19 protein-coding genes are annotated in these 23,685 nt (G+C 50.0%); all 19 read left to right on the top strand.

What is annotated here, in order from left to right:
• The first annotated feature begins 4 nt into the window (after positions 1 to 4).
• A complete protein-coding gene (locus Q0J41_RS04785; protein WP_296226889.1) occupies positions 5 to 1,669 on the top strand; it encodes a DAK2 domain-containing protein in 1,665 nt (554 codons plus the stop codon).
• On the top strand, positions 1,669 to 3,708 hold the full coding sequence (gene recG, locus Q0J41_RS04780; protein ID WP_296226887.1) for an ATP-dependent DNA helicase RecG: 2,040 nt from the start codon (positions 1,669 to 1,671) through the stop codon (positions 3,706 to 3,708). Before Q0J41_RS04785 ends, recG begins: the two co-directional genes overlap by 1 nt.
• A 25-nt stretch (positions 3,709 to 3,733) precedes the next feature.
• A complete protein-coding gene (gene plsX, locus Q0J41_RS04775; protein WP_296226885.1) occupies positions 3,734 to 4,726 on the top strand; it encodes a phosphate acyltransferase PlsX in 993 nt (330 codons plus the stop codon).
• A 61-nt stretch (positions 4,727 to 4,787) separates the two neighbouring features.
• On the top strand, positions 4,788 to 5,030 hold the full coding sequence (acpP, locus tag Q0J41_RS04770; protein ID WP_003611988.1) for an acyl carrier protein: 243 nt from the start codon (positions 4,788 to 4,790) through the stop codon (positions 5,028 to 5,030).
• Positions 5,031 to 5,319: 289 nt separating this feature from the next.
• Positions 5,320 to 6,321, top strand: a complete 1,002-nt coding sequence (locus Q0J41_RS04765; RefSeq protein ID WP_296226882.1) for an ABC transporter ATP-binding protein — start codon at positions 5,320 to 5,322, stop codon at positions 6,319 to 6,321.
• Positions 6,322 to 6,330: 9 nt separating this feature from the next.
• The gene (locus Q0J41_RS04760; RefSeq protein WP_296226880.1) at positions 6,331 to 7,287 is read left to right on the top strand and encodes an ABC transporter ATP-binding protein; all 957 of its coding nucleotides are present in this window, start codon (positions 6,331 to 6,333) and stop codon (positions 7,285 to 7,287) included.
• A gap of 3 nt (positions 7,288 to 7,290) precedes the next feature.
• Positions 7,291 to 8,250, top strand: a complete 960-nt coding sequence (gene opp4B, locus Q0J41_RS04755) for an oligopeptide ABC transporter permease (RefSeq protein ID WP_296226878.1) — start codon at positions 7,291 to 7,293, stop codon at positions 8,248 to 8,250.
• Positions 8,251 to 8,260: 10 nt separating this feature from the next.
• Positions 8,261 to 9,175, top strand: coding sequence for an ABC transporter permease (locus Q0J41_RS04750; RefSeq protein WP_296226876.1), 915 nt, complete (start codon positions 8,261 to 8,263; stop codon positions 9,173 to 9,175).
• Between the two features lie 157 nt (positions 9,176 to 9,332).
• Positions 9,333 to 11,099 carry an oligopeptide ABC transporter substrate-binding protein gene (locus Q0J41_RS04745; RefSeq protein WP_296226874.1) on the top strand — a complete coding sequence of 589 codons (1,767 nt, stop codon included), beginning with the start codon at positions 9,333 to 9,335 and terminating at the stop codon, positions 11,097 to 11,099.
• A gap of 140 nt (positions 11,100 to 11,239) precedes the next feature.
• Positions 11,240 to 13,021 (top strand): oligopeptide ABC transporter substrate-binding protein, encoded by a 1,782-nt coding sequence (locus tag Q0J41_RS04740; protein ID WP_296226871.1) that lies wholly within the window; start codon positions 11,240 to 11,242, stop codon positions 13,019 to 13,021.
• A 124-nt stretch (positions 13,022 to 13,145) separates the two neighbouring features.
• Positions 13,146 to 13,841 (top strand): ribonuclease III, encoded by a 696-nt coding sequence (gene rnc / locus Q0J41_RS04735; RefSeq protein WP_296226870.1) that lies wholly within the window; start codon positions 13,146 to 13,148, stop codon positions 13,839 to 13,841.
• Positions 13,841 to 17,401: a chromosome segregation protein SMC gene (gene smc, locus Q0J41_RS04730; RefSeq protein WP_296226868.1), complete on the top strand. Its 3,561-nt coding sequence runs from the start codon at positions 13,841 to 13,843 to the stop codon at positions 17,399 to 17,401. The genes rnc and smc overlap by 1 nt, the downstream gene beginning before the upstream one ends.
• 2 nt (positions 17,402 to 17,403) lie before the next feature.
• A complete protein-coding gene (ftsY, locus tag Q0J41_RS04725) occupies positions 17,404 to 18,705 on the top strand; it encodes a signal recognition particle-docking protein FtsY (protein WP_296226866.1) in 1,302 nt (433 codons plus the stop codon).
• Between the two features lie 66 nt (positions 18,706 to 18,771).
• Positions 18,772 to 20,196: a C69 family dipeptidase gene (locus tag Q0J41_RS04720; protein WP_296226863.1), complete on the top strand. Its 1,425-nt coding sequence runs from the start codon at positions 18,772 to 18,774 to the stop codon at positions 20,194 to 20,196.
• Positions 20,197 to 20,248: 52 nt separating this feature from the next.
• A complete protein-coding gene (gene ylxM, locus Q0J41_RS04715; protein ID WP_296226862.1) occupies positions 20,249 to 20,590 on the top strand; it encodes a YlxM family DNA-binding protein in 342 nt (113 codons plus the stop codon).
• 1 nt (position 20,591) lies between these two features.
• Positions 20,592 to 22,022, top strand: a complete 1,431-nt coding sequence (gene ffh, locus Q0J41_RS04710) for a signal recognition particle protein (protein WP_296226860.1) — start codon at positions 20,592 to 20,594, stop codon at positions 22,020 to 22,022.
• Between the two features lie 94 nt (positions 22,023 to 22,116).
• Positions 22,117 to 22,389 (top strand): 30S ribosomal protein S16, encoded by a 273-nt coding sequence (rpsP, locus tag Q0J41_RS04705; protein ID WP_002879737.1) that lies wholly within the window; start codon positions 22,117 to 22,119, stop codon positions 22,387 to 22,389.
• A 61-nt stretch (positions 22,390 to 22,450) separates the two neighbouring features.
• The gene (gene rimM / locus Q0J41_RS04700; protein ID WP_296226855.1) at positions 22,451 to 22,954 is read left to right on the top strand and encodes a ribosome maturation factor RimM; all 504 of its coding nucleotides are present in this window, start codon (positions 22,451 to 22,453) and stop codon (positions 22,952 to 22,954) included.
• Positions 22,954 to 23,682 (top strand): tRNA (guanosine(37)-N1)-methyltransferase TrmD, encoded by a 729-nt coding sequence (gene trmD / locus Q0J41_RS04695; protein ID WP_296226853.1) that lies wholly within the window; start codon positions 22,954 to 22,956, stop codon positions 23,680 to 23,682. Before rimM ends, trmD begins: the two co-directional genes overlap by 1 nt.
• Positions 23,683 to 23,685 lie beyond the last annotated feature (3 nt).

The raw sequence follows: 23,685 nt of genomic DNA, 5'->3' as shown, positions 1-23,685 counted from the left end.
AATATTGGTTTTAAGTGAAATTAGCAGTAAAGAATTTAGAGACATGGTGCGGATTGCCTCTCACCGGATGAGCAAGAACGTGCAATTCGTCAATGATCTAAATGTTTTCCCAGTTCCTGACGGCGACACTGGCACGAATATGAATCTCACGATGGAAAGCGGTGCTAAGGCCGTATCCGAAAACGCAAGCAACAGTGTCGGCGACTTGACTGAAAGCCTGGCCAAGGGGATGCTGATGGGTGCGCGCGGCAACAGCGGGGTTATCACTTCCCAGCTCTTCCGCGGCTTCTACAAGGCAACTCAAGGCAAGACCACTTTGAACGCCCAGGAATTGGCAAATGCCTTTAGCAATGGTGTAGCTACTGCCTACAAGGCTGTGATGAAGCCGGTTGAAGGAACCATCTTGACTGTGGCCCGGGTCGGCGCTCAAGCAGGTGCTAACAAGGCAAATGAAACCGATGATGTAGAAGAAGTAATGCAAGCGATCGTTGAAGGCGCTAAGGAAGCTCTGAAGAGCACTCCTGACCTGCTGCCAGTTCTTAAGCAAGTCGGCGTGGTTGACTCCGGCGGCCAAGGTTTGGTCTTCATCTACGAAGGCTTCCTGGAAGGCCTTTTGGGTGAAAACTTCGACGACAAGTACGTGCCAGATGCTGACGACATGAACTCCTTGATCAACGCGACTCACCACCAGGCAGTGCAAGGGCAATTGGCAACTTCCGACATCGCCAACGGCTACTGTACCGAAATCATGGTTGACCTTAAGGCTGACGTGCCAAATAAGAAGCCATTCGATCTGGAAGAATTCAGAAGCTACCTGTCAGAACTGGGTGACTCCCTCTTGGCAGTTTCTGACGGCGAAATCGCCAAGGTTCACGTACACACTGAATACCCAGGCAAGGTCTTCCTTTACGGGTCACAATTCGGCCAATTGGGCAAGATCAAGATCGACAACATGCGGATTCAACACGAAACGATCGTTGACAACGAACAAGAACAACAAGAAAGCGTTGACTTTGCAGTGATCGCGGTTGCTTCCGGCAACGGTGTCCGCAAGCTCTTTGAAAGCGAAGGGGTCAACCGGATCATCTCCGGCGGGCAAACCATGAACCCTTCAACTCAAGACATCATGGACGCCATCACCAAGTCTGGTGCCAAGCAGGCGATCATCCTGCCAAACAACGGCAACATCATCATGTCTGCCAAGCAGGCAGCTGAAGTTGCTGAAATCCCAGTCGGCATCGTGCCTTCCAAGACTATCCAGCAAGGTTTGACTGCTATGCTGGCCTTCAACCCGGAAGCCAGTGTTGACGCGAACGTTGAAGCCATGACCGATGAACTTGGTTCTGTCAAGTCCGGTGAAGTAACCCGGGCAACCCGTGACACTGAAATCAACGGCGTTGAAATCCACAAGGACAACTTCATTGGTATCGTTGATGGCACTATTGTGGTTGACGACGTTGACCCAATTGCCGCAACTGTCGCTATGACAGAAAAGATGCTGGATGAAGACTCTGAAATCGTGACCGTAATGTACGGCAGCGATGCTACTGAGGAAGAAGCCCAGGCAGTTGTTGACCGCTTGGAAGCAGCTCACGAAGATGATGACTGCGAATTCGAAATTCACGACGGTGGCCAGCCAGTTTACAACTTCTTGATTTCTGTAGAATAATGACTTTAAACGAAGCTATTTTCAGACCGGTAACGGCCTTGAAGGGCGTGGGGGCCAAGACGGCAGAAGCTTTGCAGTCGCTGGGCATTTACAGCATCTACGACTTGCTCTTCTACTTTCCCTACCGCTATGACGAACTGGAGAACCTGCCGCTGGACCAGCTGGAAGACGGACAGAAGGTCATGCTGAAGGGGATCGTGGCAACTAACCCTTACCAAAATTATTTTGGCTACCACAAGAGCCGGGTCAGCTTCAAACTGCGAATTGATCATGATATTATCATGGTCAATTTTTTTAACCAGCCATGGCTGACCAAGCAGCTGAGCGTGGGCCAGGAAATCGCTGTCTATGGCAAATATGACCTAAGAAAGCAGAGCCTGTCAGCTTATAAGCTCTTAGCCAATAAAAACAGTGATGACGGGATGGCGCCGATTTATTCGGTTAACCGGCAGATCAAGCAAAAGAAGTTGCAGACCATGATTGACCTGGCGATTGCCGAAAGTATGGACAAGATGGGCAATGCCGTGCCAGAGGACTTGCGGAAGCACTACCGGCTCATGGAGGACCGGGATCTGGTCATCGCCATGCACCACCCTAAAGACCTGGCTCAAGCTAAAGAGGCCCGCAGAAGCGCCGTTTTCCGGGAATTCTTCCTCTTTCAAATGCAGCTGGCCTTGATGTCCAGCCAGAATAAGAGCCACAGCGGCTATGTCAAGCACTACGACCTGGAAGAAATCAGCAAGCTGACCAAGTCCCTGCCTTTTGCCCTGTCTCCTGACCAGAAAAAGGTGATTAATGAGATTTTTGCCGACATGTTCGTTGACCGGCAGATGCAGCGCCTACTTCAGGGGGACGTTGGGTCCGGGAAAACTGTGGTGGCAGTGTTTGCCATCTATGGGGCAGTGACAGCTGGCTACCAGGCGGCCTTGATGGTGCCAACTGAAATTCTGGCCAACCAGCACTACCAAAAGATTTCCGCCATGCTGGAAGCCTTTGGCGTCCGGGTAGCCCTTTTAACGGGATCGACCAAAACAATGGAGCGGCGGGAAATCTACAAGGAACTGGCCGATGGCAGCATCAATGTGGTGATCGGCACCCATGCCTTGATCCAAGAACAAGTGGCTTTTAAGAAGCTGGGCCTGGTTATTATCGACGAGCAGCACCGTTTTGGCGTTGCCCAGCGCCTGGCCTTGATCAACAAGGGGGATCGGCCGGATATCCTGGCCATGACGGCTACCCCGATTCCCCGGTCATTGGCCTTGACTGTCTATGGCGACACCGCTTTGTCAGAAATCAGACACCTGCCCGCCGGCCGTAAACCGATTAAATCCTACTGGAAGACCAGCAGTCAGCTGGATGAGGTGTATTCATTGATGCGGCAGCAACTGGCGGAAGGCTTCCAGATTTACGCGGTTACGCCCTTGATTACTGAGTCAGAAACGATTGACCTGGAAAACGCTGAAGCCTTGCATGAAAGGCTGGCCGGCGAATTTCCAGATCGGGAAGTTGTCCTTTTGCATGGCAAGATGGCGGCAGCTGACAAAGAAGAGATCATGGACCGCTTTGCGGCCGGAGAGATTAATATTCTGGTTACTACCAGCGTGATTGAAGTCGGGGTTGACGTAGCCAATGCCAACTTGATGGTAATCTTTGACGCTGACCGCTTTGGCTTAAGTCAGCTCCACCAGCTGCGTGGCCGGATCGGCCGGGGGCAGACGCAAAGCTACTGCGTCTTCTTGGCTGATCCGAAGACTGAAGCCGGGAAAAAGCGGATGAAGATCGTGGCAGAAACTAACGACGGCTTTAAGCTCGCCGAAGAAGACCTCAAGATGCGGGGCGAGGGTGACCTCTTTGGCAAGGCTCAGTCAGGCCTGCCGGAATTCAGGTTAGGCAGCGTTGTCAGTGACTACCAGGTCATGGTGGTAGCCAGGGATGAAGCCAAGCGGATTGTCCAGGCTGATCCGGACTTAAAAGCAGAAAAGTTGGCAGACCTCCGCGCTGTGATAAAATATAAGAAAATCGTACAAGCGAGAGCTTAGTCCAATATAGAAAAAGAGATTATTGATGAGAAAAATCGCGATTGACGCCATGGGCGGGGAAAACGCTCCTGAGGCGATTGTAGAAGCAGTTTTAAAGGCCAAGCCAGAACTGTCGGAAGACAAGTTTATCTTCTTCGGCGATGAAGGCAAGCTGAAGGAGCTGCTGCCAGCAGGCGATGACCAGATTGAAATCGTGGCTACAACGGAAGTGATCCTGGATGAAGATGAACCAGTCAAGGCCATGCGGACCAAGAAGGACTCTTCCATGGTTGTGGCGGCTAACTGGGTCAAGGAAGGCAAGGCAGACGCCCTTTTGTCACTGGGCAATACCGGGGCGCTTCTAACCTGCGGGATCTTCATTGTTGGCCGGATCAAGGGCGTTGCCCGGCCAGGCCTTATGCCGACCATGCCGGTTGAATCTTCAGATGATGGTTTCAACATCATTGACGTAGGCGCTAACGCCACTAGCAAGCCGGAATACTTGCTGCAATGGGCGGAAATGGCATCCTACTATGCTGAAAAGGTTCGCGGCGTATCCAAGCCGAGAGTAGCTCTTTTAAACAACGGAGCAGAATTCGACAAGGGCGACGACCTGCATAAGGAAGTCTACCAACTCTTGAAGGACAGTTCTTTGAACTTCACTGGCAACATTGAAGGGCACGAACTATTGCAAGGGAAGGCTGACGTCGTGGTTACAGACGGCTTTACCGGTAACGCGGTCTTAAAGAGTATCGAAGGAACGGCTAGCGTCATCATTCACATGCTGAAAGACGGCTTGCTGAACAATGGGGTCAAGGCCAAGCTTGGGGCTCTTTTAGCTAAAGATGCCTTGAAGTCAGTGGCCAGCCGTTTTGACACGGCCAAATACGGCGGGGCGGTTTTGCTTGGTTTGAACTCACCAGTCGTCAAGCAGCACGGCCGGTCTGACGCCCGGGCCGTCTACTACGCGGTTAAGCAGATCGACAAGATTTTGGCTGAAGACTTGACCAATACCTTCAAGAAAGAATTCAGCAAATAAGGATAAGAAAAAGAAAATACCCTAGTTAATAGGGCAGTTAGAAATCATAGGAGAAAGAATAATGACTGAAGCAGAAATTTTTGACAAGATTGCCACTTTGATCGCGGACAACTTCCAGCTGGACAAAGACAAGATCACCATGGACACTAACTTTACCAAGGATCTGGATGCTGACTCCATTGACTTGGTGGAATTCATCATGCAGCTGGAAGACGAATTTGGCGCTGAAATTCCTGATGAAGACGCTGCTAAGATCATCACGGTCGCTGACGCGGTAGCTTACATCAAGAGCCATCAAGGCTAAAGTGCATTGAAAGCAAATTGAAAACAACTAATATTTAATTAGCATTTGCCAAAGAAAGATCTGTGGCAAATGCTTTTTTTGTACACTTTTTTTAGAAAGAAGGGAAAAATATGACAAAAACCGAATAATGATTTAATGATTATGGTATGAATTGGTGGACATGATGAAGAAATAACTAAAAAGCACTAGAAAATAATTAAAAAACTATTGCAAAAGATTTGAGAAAAGTTAAAATCTACTAGTGTAACATTTATTTTCTAACTAATAATTATTTTGAAGGAGAAAAAAGTTGGACAATCAGCAAAACGTTTTACTAGACGTCGAAAAGCTTCATACCGGCTACCGTCTGCAAGGCGAGTTCTATGACGCGGCTGATGGCATCGATTTTACTCTCAAGCGCAACGAAGTTTTGGCCATTGTCGGCGAGAGTGGCTGCGGCAAGAGTACGATTGCCTCCAGCATTGTTGGTCTGTATAACCGGAAAAACACCCGGGTTGAAGGAGAAATCAACTACAAGAACTTGAACTTAGTGAATTTGGATGAGGATTTATTTAACCAAGTTCGCGGCAATAATATTGGCATGATTTTCCAGGACCCGATGGCCAGCTTGAACCCCTTGATGAAAGTCGGGGACCAGGTGGCTGAAGCCTTGCTTTACCACACGGACATGAATAAAGAGCAGCGCCGCGGCCGGGTGATTGAACTTTTCAAGCAAGTCGGGATGCCAAAGCCGGAAGCCATGTATGACATGTATCCGCACGAACTTTCAGGTGGTTTGCGGCAAAGAGTCGTGATCGCGATGGCAGTAGCCTGCAAGCCAGAAATCATTATTGCTGACGAACCAACGACCGCTTTGGACGTGACCATTCAAGCCCAGATCTTGGATCTGCTTAAGAAAATCCAGGAAGAATCCGGTTCAGGCATCATCTTGATTACCCACGACTTGGGCGTTGTGGCAGAAACGGCTGATGAAGTTGCTGTGATGTATGCCGGGCAAATCGTGGAAAAAGCTGATGTGAAAACCTTATTTACTCATCCTCTTCACCCTTACACCCGGTCACTGTTAAACTCTATGCCGCAGTCAGATGATGACAAGGATGACCTCCATGTAATCCAGGGAACTGTTCCTTCACTGAAAAACATGCCGCGGACTGGTGACCGCTTCGCGGCTAGAATTCCTTGGATTCCAGCTGAAGCGCATGAAGCAGACCCGCAGCTACACGAAGTTGAGCCAAATCACTTTGTCCGCTGCACCTGCTGGAAGACTTTCCACTTTCAAGATGAAGGATAGGTAGCAAGTATGGCAGAAGAAATTATCCAAGTTAAAGATCTGAAAGTCCACTACCCAATCCGGTCGGGCTTTTGGAATAGAATTACTGATTATGTCCGGGCAGTTGACGGGGTTTCTTTTTCAATTAAAGAAGGGGAAACTTATGGCTTGATCGGTGAATCAGGCTCGGGCAAGTCCACGACTGGCAAGGCGATCGTTGGTGTGGAGAAGGTGACCAGCGGACAGATTCTCTACAAGGGTGAAGACATTACCAAGGAATCCGTCCGCCGGAAGATGAACTACAACAAGGACGTACAGATGATCTTCCAGGATTCCATGTCCAGTCTTAACCCCCGCAAGCGGATTGAAGATATTATTGCTGAACCAATCCGAAACTTTGAAAACTTGACGACAGATCAAGAACGGGATCGAGTACAAGAATTGCTGGACATCGTCGGGATGCCGAGCGACGCGATTTACAAGTTCCCGCATGAATTTTCCGGTGGTCAGCGGCAGAGAATTGGGATTGCCCGGGCCGTGGCAACGAATCCTAAGTTGATTGTAGCTGACGAGCCAACCAGTGCCTTGGACTTGTCAGTTCAAGCCCAGGTTCTGAACTTCATGAAACACATTCAGCAGCAATATAACATCGCCTTCTTATTCATTTCCCATGACTTGGGTGTGGTTAAGCACATGTCCGAAAATCTGGCGATCATGCACCGGGGCCGTTTGGTGGAAGTGGGCAGCCAGGAAGAAATCTACAAGAATCCGGTGCATATTTACACTAAGCGCCTCTTGTCCGCGATTCCGAAGGTTGATGTTGAACACCGGGCGGAACACGCGGCCAGACGGCGGGAAATCGAACGTGAATTTTTGCAGGGCCAGGCAAACTGGTATGATGCAGATGGCCGGGTCTACCCGTTGACTGAGGTTGGCCCCAACCACCAGGTAGCCCTGCCTAAAGAGCAGATCAAGGGAGGAGAATAGCAAATGTGGAAAACAGTCTTAAGACGGATTTTGATCATGATCCCGCAATTGATCCTGCTTAGTATTATTGTCTTCATGCTGGCCAAAATGATGCCTGGGGATCCGTTTACCGGCTTGATCAACCCTAACTCAAGTCCTAAGGAAATTGCCCGCTTAAAGCAGGCATATGGTTTGAACGACCCGGTACCGGTGCAATACGTACGCTGGATTAAGAACCTCTTGCATGGTGATTTGGGGCAAAGCTACATCCAGCACGTCCCAGTAGCATCTTTGATTGCCGACCGAGCTCAGAATACTTTCTGGCTGTCTCTTTTGTCAACAGTCCTGCTTTACGGCATTGCCATCCCAATGGGGATCAGTGCCGGCAAGCACGAAGGTGAATGGCAGGACCGGGCAATCTCAGTTTTCAACTACGTGACATACGCTATCCCGGGCTTTGTCTTCTACCTGCTGGGCCTTTGGTTCTTTGGCTTTACTTTGGGCTGGTTCCCGATCAGCGGGACGGTTTCCGCCAATGCCAGCGGCTTCTGGGGAATTTTCTTCAGCCGCCTGCAGCACATGATTTTGCCGGCAATTTTGTACGCGATCATCGCGACGACCGGGACGGTGCAATACTTGCGGACCGGGATCATTGACAATAAGGTGGAAGACTATGTCAAGACAGCCCGGAGCAAGGGGGTTCCTGAAAAAGTCGTCTTCAACAAGCACATTTTGCGGAACTCTTTCCTGCCGATCGCTGCCTTTATGGGGAACACCATTACTGGTCTGCTTGGTGGGTCAATGATCATTGAAACGGTCTTCTCCTTCCCAGGGATGGGGAAGCTCTTCCTTGACTCAATCAGCCAGCGTGACTACACCACTTTGACGGCTTTGATCATGATTTACGGGACCTTGACTCTGCTGGGCAACCTCTTGTCTGACATTATCATGAGTCTGGTTGACCCAAGAATTCGCGTGAAGTAGAGGTGAAATGATGGCTTTATTTACTGTTGGTAAGAAAAAGAAGCAAGATGACAGAGCCCAAATTCCACCATCCGCTTTGAAGATTGCTTTTAGAGAAATTTTTAAAAGCAAGGCTGCAACTGTAGCTTTTTGCACAATTGTCGTTATTTTGCTCCTTACCTTTGGCGGTTCTTTGTTCCTAAATAGCGAGCAAGTTACTGAAATGCACATTTTGGAATCCTACGCTGGCTGGGGAGAAAATGGCCACTTGCTGGGCACGGACAACGGGGGTCGGGATATTTTGAATCTGTTGATCATGGGCGGGCGCAACTCGATTATGATTGGCCTTCTGGTCACTTTGTTTTGTGAAGTGGTTGGCCTGGTAGTCGGCCTGGTAGCTGGTTATTATGGCGGCACTATTGACTCCATCATCATGAGAATTGTCGACTTCGTGCAGATTTTGCCGCAAATGCCAATTTTGATCGTTTTGGTAACGGTTCTGCCAAACTATAATTCCATGACTTTGGTTCTGCTGATTTCGATGTTTGGCTGGACGGTTGAAGCCAGATACTACCGGTCCTTTATCTTGTCACAAAGAGAAAGAGACTATGTTCTGGCGTCTAAGACTTCAGGGTCTTCAAATACCAAGATCATGTTCCGGGAGATTCTGCCAAATATTGCATCAATGATCATCATCGATGTCGTTTTGAGCGTTTCTGGCAACATCGGGATTGAAACTGTCCTGTCCTTCATCGGCTATGGTTTGCCAACCAAGATTCCGTCTTTGGGGACCTTGATCGGTTTTGCCAATGACCCGGTTAACATTATTGATCGGCCGTGGCTCTGGCTGCCGGCAACTGTCTTGCTTTTGGTGATCTGCTTGAGCATCAACTATGTCGGCCAGGCCCTGCAAAAGGCTGGCGACGCTCGGCAAAGAGAAAATTAAATTAATTAGCATTAAATTAAATTTCTCATTGACTTTTAAAATGAAAATGTTAAAGTAAAAGACATGAAAGATAATTTTTGTGAATTGCTATCTCGATAACTATTCATATGCTGTGTGCTTTATCTTTTGAATATATTGTGTGGAGGTAAATTTAATTATGAAGAGAAGAACGCTCGGAACATTTGGAGTGCTTCTGGCCGGGGCAGCTTTGCTGGCCGGTTGCGGCAAGAGCAGCTCCAGCGACAGTAGCAGCGGGGCTAAGGATGCCAAGAAATTCCCGGAAGCTACTGCAACTGGTGTAGCCAAGAAGGGCGGCAGCATCACTATCGGTGAAGAATCTGACACGCCAGTCAAGGGTGTTTTCTTGAATGAAGTTTCTGACAGCCAATACGACCAAGACTTTATGCAGTTTGGGAATGAAACTCTGTTTGCAACGGATGACCAGTACAAGATCAACGACAAGGGTGCCGCAACCTTCAAGATGAACCGGAAGGCCAAGACGGTTACTATCGAAGTCAAGAAGGGCGTCAAGTGGTCTGACGGCAAGCAGGTAACTGCTAAGGACGTTGAATACTCTTACGAAATCATCGCCAACAAGGCCAGCCAGTCATCCCGCTACACCAGTTCACTTGCCGACATTGTCGGCTTGGAAGAATACCACGAAGGCAAGTCCAAGAAGATCTCCGGGATCGAAATGCCTGACGGTGAAAACGGGCGCAAGGTAGTTCTGCACTTTAAGGAAATGAAGCCGGGTATGACCCAGTCAGGTAACGGCTTCTTCTGGGAAGATGCAGCTCCATACCACTACTTGAAGGATGTGCCGTTCAGCAAGCTGCAATCTAGCGACAAGGTCCGGAAGAACCCGCTCTTCTTTGGTGCTTACAAGCTCTCCAAGCTGGTCCGGGGCCAATCCGCGACTTGGGTAAGAAATCCTTACTACTACCGTGGTCAAGCAAAGTTGGACAAGATCACCATCTCAGTAATCTCCCCAAACTCAGCTTCCCAGTCTATCAAGTCCAAGAAGTTTGATGTCATTGACGTTGTTAACTCCCAATGGAAGGAAGTTAAGGGGACCAAGGGCTACAACTTCGTTGCCCAAATTCCATTGGAATACTCATACATGGGCTTCAAGGTCGGCAAGTGGGACAAGAAGACCGGCTCAGTCAAGATGAATAAGAATTCTAAGATGAGCAACCGCTATCTCCGTCAAGCTATGGGTTATGCCATGAACGTTGATGAAGTAGACCAGCACTACACCCAAGGCTTGTCTTTCAGAGTTAAGACTCTAGTGCCAGAAGGCTTCGGTGACTTCTATGACAAGAGCTTGAAGGGCTTCCCGTTGAACATCAAGAAGGCCAACGCTTTGCTGGACAAGGCCGGTTACAAGAAGAAGAAGGGTGAAACTTACCGCCGGGATCCTAATGGCAAGAAGCTGACCATCCACCTGGCAGCCATGAGCAGCACTTCAAACCAGGAAGCAATCGTGCAAAACTACATCCAGCAATGGAAGAAGGTTGGCCTGCACGTAACTTTGACTAGTGGCCGTTTAATCGAATTCAACTCCTTCTATGACAAGGTGCAAAACGATGACCCATCAGTAGATGTCTTCATGGCCGCATGGTCCCTGTCCAGTGAACCTACTCAAGACGACCTTTACAGCGCCAAGGCGCCATATAACTTCACCCGTTTCGCAACCAGCGAAAACACCAAGCTGCTGAAGGAAATGGGTGGCGCCAAGGCCTTTGACCACAGCTACCGGGTACAAAAGTTCCACGAATGGCAACAATACATGCAAAAGGAAGCTTTTGTAATTCCTTTGAACAATGCTTACAAGATCACTTCGGTCAACAACAAGCTGATCAACTACTCTACCAAGCCGTCTAAGTCAGCTACTCTTTGGTACGAAACTGGCTTTAAGAAGTAAAAAATAATTAATATGCCATTACTAAAAAGAGGGGGAAATCCCCCCTCTTTTTTCTGTTCTCCCGGCTTAGGCCCGGTCTTGCCCCTTTTGTTATGGTAAACTAAGTAATGTAGCGATTTAGCAAAAAGGACTCTTGACTGATGAAGAAGATAACGAAAATAGCAATTTGCCTGCTAGCTGCCTTAACTTTAGCAGCCTGTTCACAACAAAGGGCAAATAAAAGCAAACAGGACAATAACAGCGGAGCTGAAGATGCCATGCAGTTCCCCGTAGCCACCAGTTTCTCCAAGACAAAAAAAGGAGGCAGCATCCGGGTAGCCCTGGAAACTGATACTCCTTTTACGGGGATTTTTTCTGATGAACTGGCAGATTCAACAACTGACGCGGCCTTAGCCCAGTTCGGGTCTGAATCATTGTTTGACACGGACAACAGCTACAATATCACCGATAGTGGGGCGGCGACCTTCAGCCTGGACCGGCAGGCCAAGCAGATCACTATCAATATTAAAAAAGGGGTCAAGTGGTCTGATGGCAAGCAGGTCGTGGCAAAAGACGTGGAATATGCCTACGAAGTAATTGCCAACAAGGCCACTAACAGCTCCCACTACACTTCTTCTTTGCAGGACGTGGTGGGTCTGAAGGAATATCATGATGGCAAAGCCAAGACGATCAGCGGGATCGAAATGCCGGATGGGGAAAATGGCCGCAAGGTCGTGATCCACTTTAAGCAAATGCACCCGGGGATGCTGAAGTCTGGCAACGGCTACTTCTGGGAATCTGCCCTGCCATATCACTACCTTAGGGATGTGCCTTTCGGGAAATTGAGAACCTGCATCGAAATCCGTAAAAAGCCCCTCTACTTTGGACCTTACAAGGTCCAGAGCATTGAAGCGGGCCAGAAGGCGGTTTGGACCCGCAATGAATACTACTGGCGGGGGACGCCGAGTTTGAGCAAGATCACTATTTCCATTATTTCGCCAAAGTCAGTTTCCACGGCCATTAAAGAAAAAACTTACGACATCATCGAAGTTGTTAACTCTCAGTGGCAGCAGATCAGGACTACCAAAAACTACAGGTTCGTGGCCACGATTCCTTTGAGATACAACTATCTGGGCTTCAAACTGGGGAAGTGGGACGAGAAGACCAACTCAGTTAAGATAAACAAGAATTCCAAGATGGCTAACAAGTCTCTCAGACAGGCGATCGGCTACGCAATGAACGTCACCCAGATCCAGCGTAAGTACACATCTGGCTTGACCTTCCGCATCAAGAGCTTGATTCCGTCGCAATTTGGCGACTACTACGATGACAAGAGCAAGGGTTATCCTTATAACCCGGCTAAGGCGAAAAAGCTTTTGGACAAGGCAGGCTACAAGCTCCAGTCGGGGGAAAAGTACCGGCGGGACCCGCAGGGGCATAAGCTGGTGATCCACCTGGCTGCCATGACCGGTGACGTCAGCCAAAGCAAGATCATCAGCAACTACATTAAGAAGTGGAAAGAAATTGGCTTAAACGTCAAACTGACCACTGGCCACTTGCTGGAATTCAATACTTTTTATAACCTGCTCTTCCAAGATGACAGCCAGGTCGACATGTTCATTGCCGGCTGGACTTTAAACAATGAGCCTTCCCAAAATGGTATCTACGGGGCGGGGACCCAGTACAACCTGGAACGCTTCGCTACCAAGACCAATAGCCAGCTTTTGGAAGAAATGGATTCCGATGCTGCCTTTAACATCCACTACCGGATCAAGGTCTTCAAAGAGTGGCAAAGATACATGCAAGAGCAAGCCTTTGTAATTCCTTTGACCAGTTCCTACAAGATTACAGCCATCAACAAGCAGCTGGTCAACCTCTCTTATGAACCGGCAGAAATGAACAACAGCCATCCATTATGGTATAAAATTGGTTATAAAAAATAATCTGCGACTCTGTTTTGTCCATTTGCCGGACAAGGCAGAGTTTTTTCTTGGAATTGGGTAAAAAAGGCGCTCTAATAGTGGGCTTTTGATATAATTTTTAGTGTTATGAAAGGATGTAAAGTTCATGGTCTCAACTAAATTTATTAAAATGCTGGATGAAAAATACGGGATCCGCTTCAAGGATGCCCGCTTGTTGGAGGAAGCCTTTACCCATTCCTCCTATCTCAATGAAAATCCCGGCAAAACTTTGGGGAATTACGAAAAGTTAGAATTTCTGGGGGACGCGGTCCTGGAATTTACGGTCTCTGACTACCTCTACCGCCACTTCCAGCACTTACATGAAGGGGAACTGACCAGACTGAGATCAAATATTGTCCGCACTGAAGGCTTCTCAAAAGTGGCCCTGGACTGCGGCTTTAAAGGGGAAATCAACCTTGGCGTCGGCGAGGAAAAAGCTGGCGGCCGCAACCGCAAGGCCCTTTTGGAAGACGTCTTCGAAGCCTTCAACGGCGCCTTGTTTTTGGACCAAGGAATTGAAGTGGTTGAAAAGTTTCTCAGCCAGACCGTTTATCCTTTAATCGCGGCTGGCTACTTTACCCCGTCGCGGGACTTTAAGACGGACCTGCAGGAACTTCTGCAGCAAAACGGCAGCGTGAATATCGAATACCGGGTGTTAAATGAGAGCCAGCAGCCGCCTCACTTTGAAGTTGAAGTCCTGGTCGACGGCAAGAAGCTGGCAAACGGGGAAGGACGCAACAAGAAAAAGGCTGAGCAGGACGCGGCCAACCATGCCTTGGAGCACTTGAATGGAGGAAAATAGTGCCTTTAACTAGTTTAATTTTGGAGGGCTTCAAGTCTTTTGCGGACAAGACGGTGATCGACTTTACCAAGGGGATTACCGGTATTGTCGGTCCTAACGGGTCAGGCAAGAGCAACATTACTGAAGCCATTCGCTGGGTCATGGGGGAAGGCAGTGCCAAGTCCTTGCGTGGCCGCAACATGAAAGACGTGATTTTTGCCGGAAGTCAGTTCCGCAAGCCCTTAAACCGGGCTGAAGTGACCATGGTCTTTGACAACCGGAATAAGGAATTGGACCTTCCAGCTGACCAGGTCACAATCACCAGACGGATTTTAAAGTCCGGCGACAATGAATACTTGATTAACCAGCAGCCAGTTCGCCTGCGGGACGTCCGGGCCCTCTTTTTGGACTCTGGCATTTCCCAAAACAGCCTGGCCATCATTTCCCAGGGGCGGGTGGACCAGATCCTCAATTCCCAGGCCCGGGAAAGACGGGGAATTTTCGAAGAAGCAGCCGGGGTGCTCCACTTTAAGCAGCAAAAGCAGCAGGCCCAGGAGCAGCTGGAAACAACCAATGACAACTTGATCCGGATCAATGACCTGGTCAACGAGCTGGAGAAGCGACTGGAGCCTCTGCATGAACAGAGCTCCTTGGCCCAGGAATACCAATTTCAAAAAGCCGCCCTTGATGAGGACTTGAAGACCCTGCTGGCCTTTGAAATCGCTGACTTGGACCAGGAAGAAAGGGAAGTCTCCAATAAACTGGCCAAGAGCCAGGAACTTTTAAGCCGGCTGGACGCGGAAGTCAAGCAGTCCCAGGCCAAGCTGGCGGCTAAAAGAGAAGAATTCCAGCTGGAAAGCCAAAAGCGGGACCAGGTGCAAGCAGAAGTCCTTAAGTTGACCAACCGGCTTTCAAAAATCAACACTTCCTTGCAGGTTTCCCAGCAGTCCCGGCAGTTTGACCAGGCGACCAGGCTGGAATACCAGCGACAACTGGCTGACATAAAAGAAAATCTGGCGGCTACGGATGCGGAAATCGCCAAATTGGCTGACCAGGAAGCTGAATATGCCGGGCAATTAGACCAGCTGAAAGAAAAAAGGCAGAAGCTGGCTGACCAGCTGAAAGAAGACCCGGCCAGTCTCAAATTGAAAGTTGAAGACCTGCGATCGCAATATATTCAGACTCTGCAGGACCAAACCAGTGCCAACAACCAACTGGTCTACCTGGAAGGGGAAATTAAGCGGGCCAAAGAGAGCAAGGACCAGCGCTATGAAGATACCTCCAGCCAATTGGCCAAGAGCCAGGAAGAACTGGAAGGCCTGCGGTCTAAGGGACAAAAGCTGCGGGCAGAAAATGACCAGCTGCAGGCGGAATTAAAGGAAGCCAGCGATCAATTAGGGCATTTAGCTGCTGACCAGCAGGTCGCTCAAAAGCAGCTGCAGGCAGATTTGACCAACCTCCAGCGGCTGACTGCCCGCCGGGATGCCCTGGTCAATATCCAAAAGCGGCATGATGGCTACTATGCCGGCGTCAAGCAGGTTTTAAACCAGCCAGACCGCTTCCCGGGCATTATCGGGGCAGTTGGGGAGCTTTTAACCTTCCCGGCTGACTTGGAAGCAGCCATGACGACTGCCCTTGGCGGCAGTGTCCAAAGTCTGGTGGCTAAGGACCGGATGGCGGCTAAAGATGCTATTCAGCAGCTGAAGGTCAGAAGACTGGGCCGGGCAACTTTTTTGCCTCTGGATGCTTTAAGATACCGGGCAATCCCAGCTTCAACCCGGCAGGCTCTGGAACGCTTTGCCGGCTTCCAAGGCCTGGCCAGCGAATTGGTTGAGGCTAAAGGCGATACTGACATTTCAGAAGCTATCCAGTATCTGCTGGGCAGCATCATTATCGTTGACAATATGGACACGGCCCTGGCTGTCTCCAGGCAGATCGGCCACTACCGGGTCGTTACCCTGGACGGGGATGTCATCAGTCCCGGCGGGGCCATGACTGGCGGTGCTCGCAACCAGCGGAATAATTCCCCCTTGCAGACAACGGCTGAAATCAACAAGACGACGGCCATGCTAGAGGAATTAGAAGGACAGTTCCATATTAAAGAAGAAAAGCTGGCAGGTTTAGACAAGCAAGTCAAAGACAAGCAGGAGACCCGGGACCAAATCAGCCGGGATTTGCAGAGCCTACAGCAGGACTTGAGCGCGGCAGTTTTGACTTTCCAAAGCCAGGAAAAAGAAGTCAAGCGGCTGGAAAGCGCCGTTCAGCTCTACCAGGCTCAGCAGGCTGAACAAGCTGCCTACCTGGCAGATTTGACTGATAAAGAAAAGGTCCAAAAGGCCAAGAAAGAAGAGCTGGCCGCTTTAGCCGACCAGCAAAAACAAGACTTGGCCAGTCTGCAAGAGACTATTCAGAATTACACTGACTTAAACCGGGGCGTGCAAGAAAAATTAGCTGAACTTGACCCGCAATTGGCAGTTTTGGCCAACAAGCAAGAAAACCTGCAGGCCAGAAAAGCTGAGCGCGGCCGGCAAAAGGCAGCCAGCCAGAAGCAGATAGCGCAGCTGGAAGAAAAACTGGCTGCTTTGGACAGTTCCAGTCAAATGTCAGCAAGCAAGAAAGAGGAGCTGGGCCTTGAAAAAGACCAGCTCCTGGCTGAGCAAAAGGACAAGCAGGCAGATCTGGATGCAGCCAGCCAACTCTTGGGCCAGCTAAACGGGCAGATCAACCAGCTGGAAGCCGTGGCGACCAGAAACTATGACTTAAGAAAAGACGCGGCCAGCGAGCAAGAAGGGTTCTTAGTCAAGCTGGCCACGGTTAAAGGTGAGCTCAAGCAGCACCTGGACAGTTTAAGAGAAGACTACTCCTTGACTTATGAAGCCGCGCTTTCCCAGGCCAAGCTGGAAAATACAGAAGAAAACCAGCAGAACCTGCGCCGCAGCGTCAAGCTGCACCGGATGTCTTTGGAAGATATCGGCCCGGTCAACTTGGGGGCGATTGACGAGTATAAGGAAGTCAAGGACCGCTATGACTTCTTGAATGGGCAGCAAAACGACCTGCTGGAAGCAAGAAGCAACCTGCAGCAGTCGATGGATGAACTGGACCAGGAAGTCAAGGACCGCTTCAGCCAGACCTTCCAGCAGATTTCGGCTTCTTTCAGCCGCCTTTTCCCGGTGGTTTTTGGCGGGGGCAATGCCCGCTTGAGCTTGACGGATCCGGACGATTTGCTGGAGAGCGGGGTGGAAATCATCGCCCAGCCGCCTGGCAAAAAATTGCAGCGCTTGAGCCTTTTGTCCGGCGGGGAGCGGTCGCTGACGGCGATCACCTTACTTTTTGCCATGCTGGAAGTCAACCCAGTGCCATTCTGCGTGCTGGATGAAGTGGAAGCGGCCCTGGATGATGCCAATGTTGTCCGTTTCGCCCGTTTCCTGCGCCAATATGACAGCCAGACCCAGTTTATCGTGATTACGCACCGGCGGGGGACCATGGAACAAGCTGACCAGCTCTACGGGGTGGTCATGCAGGAATCCGGGATATCCCAGATTTTGTCGGTCTCCTTGAAAGATTTAAAAGATGAGGTATAACCGTGGGATTATTTGATCGAATCAAAAAGAGCCTGTTTGGCCAAAAAGACGAAGAAAAACCAGAAGAAGTCAAGGCTGACCAGGAAGAAGCCGTAGAAGCGGAAAATGAGTCAGTCGAAGAAAGTACAGAAACTACAGAAACTTCTGAAGAAGCAGTAGCAGAAAAGGCTGAAGCAGAAGAAACTGTTGAAGAAGAATCTACCGAAGAAACTGAAGTTGCTAAAGAAGCAGTAGAGGAAGAAAAGCCAGAAACTACTGAAACTGCAGAAGAAGCAGTAGAAGAAACTGAAACTGCAGAAGAAGCAGTTGAAGAAGAAAAGACTGAAGCAGAAGAAGAGACAACTGAACCAGCAGAAGAAAGTACAGAAGAAAAAACGACTGAGCTCTATGAAAAAGGGTTGGAGAAGTCCAACAAGGGCTTTGGCGCCCGCCTCAACGCCTTTTTGGCCAAGTTCAGAACGGTTGACGAAGACTTCTTTGACGACTTGGAAGAATTGCTGATTGAATCTGACGTTGGCTATGAAACCAGTGAGGAACTGACCGACCAGCTCAGAGAAGAAGCCAAGCTGCAAAAGGCCAAGAGCCGGGATGACTTGAAGCGGGTCATCGTGCAAAAGCTGGTGGAAGTCTACGACGAAAATGCCGACAGCGAAAATGAAAAGCTGGCTTATGATCCTAACGCCAAGCCAAATGTTTACCTCTTCGTCGGCGTCAACGGGGCCGGCAAGACCACTACGGTCGGCAAATTGGCCAAGCGTTTCCACGACCAGGGCAAGAAGGTCCTGTTAGTCGCTGCCGACACTTTCAGAGCCGGCGCGGTTGAGCAACTGGTTGAATGGGGCAAGCGGACTGGGGTTCCAGTCGTAACTGGCCCGGACAAGGCTGACCCGGCTGCCGTGGTCTACGACGGCTTAGAGCGGGCGATTGCGGAAGAAGCAGACTACCTCTTGGTTGACACGGCGGGCCGTTTACAAAACAAGGTCAACTTGATGAACGAGTTGGAAAAAATCCAGCGGACCATCAAGAAGCGCTTGCCAGACCAGCCAGCTGAAACCCTCCTGGTTCTGGACGGGTCAACTGGGCAAAACGCCCTCCTGCAGGCCAAGGACTTTAACAAGACGACCAAGCTGTCTGGTTTAGTTTTGACCAAGCTGGACGGGTCTTCCAAGGGTGGGGTAGTTCTGTCCATCCGCCACGAAATGAAGCTGCCAGTCAAATTGGTTGGCCTGGGCGAAAAGGCGGAAGACTTGGCCGACTTTGACGCGGCCAACTACGCCGTCGGCCTTTTCCACGACCTGCTGTAAGAATTAGTCAAAAAGTTACCTGAATTAGTTTTTGCAAAAATAAAAGAAAGAAGATTTTCAATTTCTATGAAAGATGATGCATGTACCAGCATCCTGGTTGGCAAAAAGGCCGCCATGGATGGCAACAACTTGATCGCCAGAAATGACGATACCTTTTCTCCATTAAACCAGCAAAAGTTCGTCGTGAATCCTGCCGTTCACGGGCAAAAGGGCCGCAAGATCAAATCTTGGCTGAACAAGTTCGCAATGGACCTGCCAGAAGATGCCTACCGCTACCCAGCCGTGCCAAACGTTGACTACAAGAAGTACGGCTACTATGAAGAAAGCGGGATTAACGAAAAGAACGTGGCCATGTCAGCCACCGAATCAACTTACGGCAATGAGCGGACCTTGGCCTTTGATCCATTAGTGGTGGACGGTCTTGACGAAGACTGCATCGTTAACGTTGTTTTGCCTTATATTGATTCAGCTCGGGATGGCGTACAGTATCTGGGCAAGCTGATTGCCAAGTATGGGTCACCAGCCGGCAACTCCGTGCTCTTTTCTGATAAGGACGAAATCTGGTACATGGAAATCGTAACCGGTCACCACTGGGTGGCCCAAAGAATTCCAGACGATGCCTACGCAATTGCTGCTAATCGGGTTTCCATTGAGGAAGTCGACTTTGACAAGCCGGACGACTTCATGTGGAGCGAAGGCATCCGGGAATTTGTGGCTGACCACAACTTAAATCCAGACATCTACGCCTGGAACTTCCGCCACATCTTCGGCACCTATACTGAGCAGGACCGTCACTACAACACTTCCCGGGTCTGGTACGGGCAAAAGATCTTGAACCCAAGCATTGAGCAAGACCCTGAAGACCCAGACTTGCCATTTATCCGCAAGGCCGAAAAGAAGATCAGCAAAGAAGACATCGAATACATCCTGGGCTCACACTACCAAGACACGGTCTTTGATCCCTTTGGCACCCGCGGGACGGATGAAGAGCACCACCGCTACCGGCCAATCGGCCTCAACCGGACCCAAAACGCCCACATCTTGGAAGTTAGAAGTGACCAGGAAGAAGGTTTAGCCGGGATCATGTGGCTCTGCATCGGGGGACCGACTTTCACTCCATTTGTGCCTTTCTTTACCAATATGAATGACACTGATCCTTCTTATAACGATACTTCCCTGGAATACCGGCAGTCAGATGCCTGGTGGTTCTACAAGTCTTTAGCAGCTCTGGTGGAAAGCCACTACTCCCACTTTGTTCAAATGGACGCGACCTATTTGACTGAGCTGAACCGCTACTTCCGCGCCCGGGTGGCTGAAGTGACTGACCAGGCCCAAGGCCTCGTCGGCGAAGAACTAACTGCCTTTTTGACCAAGGCCAACCAGGAAACAGTGGCCCACTGCCGCCAGGAAAGCGAAAAGCTCTGGGGCCAGCTCTTTAAGGAAGCCATCAAGCTGTCCAAGCTGACTTTCAATATGGATAAAAATCTCTAAAAAGTACTGCACTTGCAGTGCTTTTTGCTATACTGGTAACCAGGTAAAAAAGATGGATGAATTGAGCAAAAATGAAGCTCTGGGTGACCTGTACGCCATGTACGGCGCCTTGCTCACCCGGGGCCAGCAGGATTATTTTGAAGATTATTACTATAACGACCTGTCTTTAGGCGAAATTGCCGACAACCGGCATGTCTCAAGACAAGCGGTCTATGACAATTTACGGCGCAGCACCAAGTCTTTGGAAAAATACGAAGACAAGCTGCAGCTGCTGGCCAGTTACAGCCAATTGGAAGAAGGCATCAGTCAGGCCTTAGCCAGCCTGGCCGCCGGTGACCAGGAAACGGCCAAATTGCAGCTGGAAGACTTGCTGCAGATAATTAGAGGAGAATAAGATGGCATTTGAAAATTTAAGTGAACGTTTGCAGAAGGCCCTGCGCAACTTGACCGGGAAGGGGAAGATTTCTGAAGAAGACATCAACGCCGCCTCCCGGGAAATCCGCCTGGCCTTGCTTGAAGCCGACGTCAACTTCAAGGTGGTCAAGGACTTTATCAAGACCATCAAAAAGCGGGCCCTGGGACAGGAAGTGCAGGAATCACTGACTCCAGGCCAGCAGGTCATCAAGATCGTCAATGAAGAACTGACCAAGATGATGGGGGAAGAAGCGGTCGGCTTAACCAAGTCCCCGCATATCCCAACCGTTATCATGATGGTCGGTCTGCAAGGTACAGGTAAGACTACCACGGTCGGCAAATTGGCCTACCGCTTGATGAAGGAAGAAAAGGCCCGGCCGTTTTTGATTGCCGGTGACATCTACCGGCCAGCGGCCATTGACCAGCTCAAGCAAATCGGGGCGGACTTGAATGTTCCAGTTTACAGCGACCCGGAAGAAAAGAGCGTGGCCAAGATTGTGGAAGACGGCCTGGCCGAAGCAGCCGTCCACAGAAACGATTACGTAATCATCGACACGGCCGGCCGGCTGGAAATTGATGAACCTTTGATGAAGGAACTGGAAGAAGTCAAGGCGGTCAGCCACCCGGACAATATCCTCTTGGTCGTTGACGCCATGACCGGGCAAGCCGCGGCTGATGTGGCCAAGACCTTCAATGAACGCCTAGACGTGACTGGGGTCATCTTGACCAAGCTGGATGGTGACACCCGGGGCGGGGCCGCCTTGTCGATCAGAGCCATTACCGGCAAGCCGATCCTCTTCACTGGGCAAGGGGAAAAGCTGACCGACCTGGAAGTCTTCCACCCGGACCGGATGGCTTCCAGAATCCTGGGCATGGGGGACATGCTGACCTTGATCGAAAAGGCCCAGCAGGACTACGATGCCAAGCAGGCGGAAAAAGTTGCCCAGAAGATGCGGGAAAACACTTTTGACTTCAACGACTTTATCGACCAGCTGGAACAGGTGCAAAAGATGGGGCCGCTGGATGAAATCATGAAGATGATTCCCGGCATGGCCAATAACCCGCAATTAAAGAACTTCTCAATCGATGAGAAGCAGATCGCCCACACCAAGGCCATCGTCTACTCCATGACGCCAGCCGAAAGAGAAGACGAAAGCCTGCTTAACCCGAGCCGGCGCCGGCGGATCGCGGCCGGGTCAGGCGTGCCGATTGTGGAAGTCAACCGAATGATCAAGGAGTTCAAGACGGCCAAGGACATGATGTCCAAGGTGACTAAGGGGAACTTCAAGGACTTGGAGAAATTGCCTGGCATGAACAGCCCGATGGCTAAGATGGCCATGCGGCGGATGGGGAAGAGCTTCAAGAAGAAGAAGGCCAAGAAAATGAAGAAGATCAAGCGCTTCCACTCATAATTTTAAAAAAAGGGCAGGCTGTTAAGTAAAAATACTTTACAGGCTGCTCTTTGGATGTTATAGTATAACTATTGAAATTTAGGAGGACTAATTAATGTCAGTTAAGATTCGTATGCGCCGTATGGGTGCTAAGAGAAAGCCATTTTACCGGATTGTTGTAGCAGATTCACGTGCACCGCGTGACGGCCGCTTCATCGAAGAAGTTGGTTACTACAACCCAGTTTCACAACCAAAGGAATTGAAGCTTGATGAAGACAAGATCTTTGAATGGCTGAAGAAGGGTGCACAACCTTCAGACACTGTTCGTTCACTTCTTTCAGGCGCTGGCTTGATGGCTAAGTTGCACGACGAAAAGTACAACAAATAATTGGAAAAGGTTTGGGGCACTAGCTTCAAACTTTTTTGTTTGAAAAGGAAAAACATACACCATGAATTACTACAATGTTGGCAAAATCATCGCGACCCATGGCTTAAAGGGTGAAGTCAAGGTCGCTTTGACCACCGACTTTCCGGAAGACCGCTTCAGAACTGGTTCCCGTCTTTACCTGGGCGACGGAAGCCGGGAAGTGACGGTAGCCGCTGGCCGGCCCTTTAAGCAGTTCTGGCTGGTAACTTTTGAGGAAATCACCGATATCGACCAGGCGGAAAAGCTGAAGGGGACGGAAATCTTGATCAGCGAAGAAGACCAAGGGGAATTACCTGATGGGGTCTACTACTATAGAGACCTCTTGGGCTGCAAGGTTTTCGACGATGAAAGCGGGGAAGAAATCGGCGAATTGACTGATATTGAAGCGCCAGGCGCCAATGACATCTGGGAAGTAACTGACGAAAACGGCAAGAACTTCTGGCTCCCATACATCCCGCAGGTCGTTAAGAGCGTGGATATTGATAATAAAGAAATCCGGGTTGAATTAATGGAGGGCTTGAGATAGTGAACATCAACGTATTGACCCTGTTTCCTGAAATGTTTACCCCCTTGCAGGTTTCCCTGCTTGGCCGGGGCCAGGAAGATGGCAAGTGGAAGCTGAACCTGGTCAACTTCCGCGATTTTTCTGACCGGCCGCACAAGTCCGTCGATGACACTCCTTATGGGGGCGGGGCCGGGATGGTTCTGCAGGTGATGCCGATCAAGAAGGCCCTTGATTCCCTGGAAAAGAAGGGCAAGGTCATCATTACGGCGCCCCAGGGGAAAACTTTCAATGAACAGATGGCTCAGGAATGGTCCAAGGAAGAAAACCTGACCTTCATCTGCGGGCACTTTGAAGGTTTTGACCAGCGGGTTTACGACCTGGCTGACGAAACTGTGTCAATCGGCGACTACGTTTTGACTGGCGGGGAGCTGCCAACTATGAGCATGATCGACGCTACTGTCCGCCTTTTGCCAGGGATTCTGGGCAATGCCTTGTCACCAGTTGAAGAATCCTTCTCAGACGGCCTGTTGGAATATCCGCAATACACCCGGCCAGCTGATTTTGCGGGGCAAAAGGTGCCAGATGTCCTCCTTTCAGGCAACCACGGCAAGATCGATGAATGGCGGCACTACCAGGCCTTGAAGGCTACCAAGGAGCACCGGCCGGACCTGCTGGAGAAGCGGGACTTGACCCCGGAAGAAGTCAGAATGCTGCGGCAGATCAGAGAAGACGAGCAGGCTAATAGGTGATTT

This window comes from uncultured Lactobacillus sp. (assembly GCF_944327175.1).
Taxonomy (GTDB): domain Bacteria; phylum Bacillota; class Bacilli; order Lactobacillales; family Lactobacillaceae; genus Lactobacillus.
Note: the sequence above shows the minus strand (reverse complement) of the source record. Positions and strands in the feature narration are given on the sequence as shown.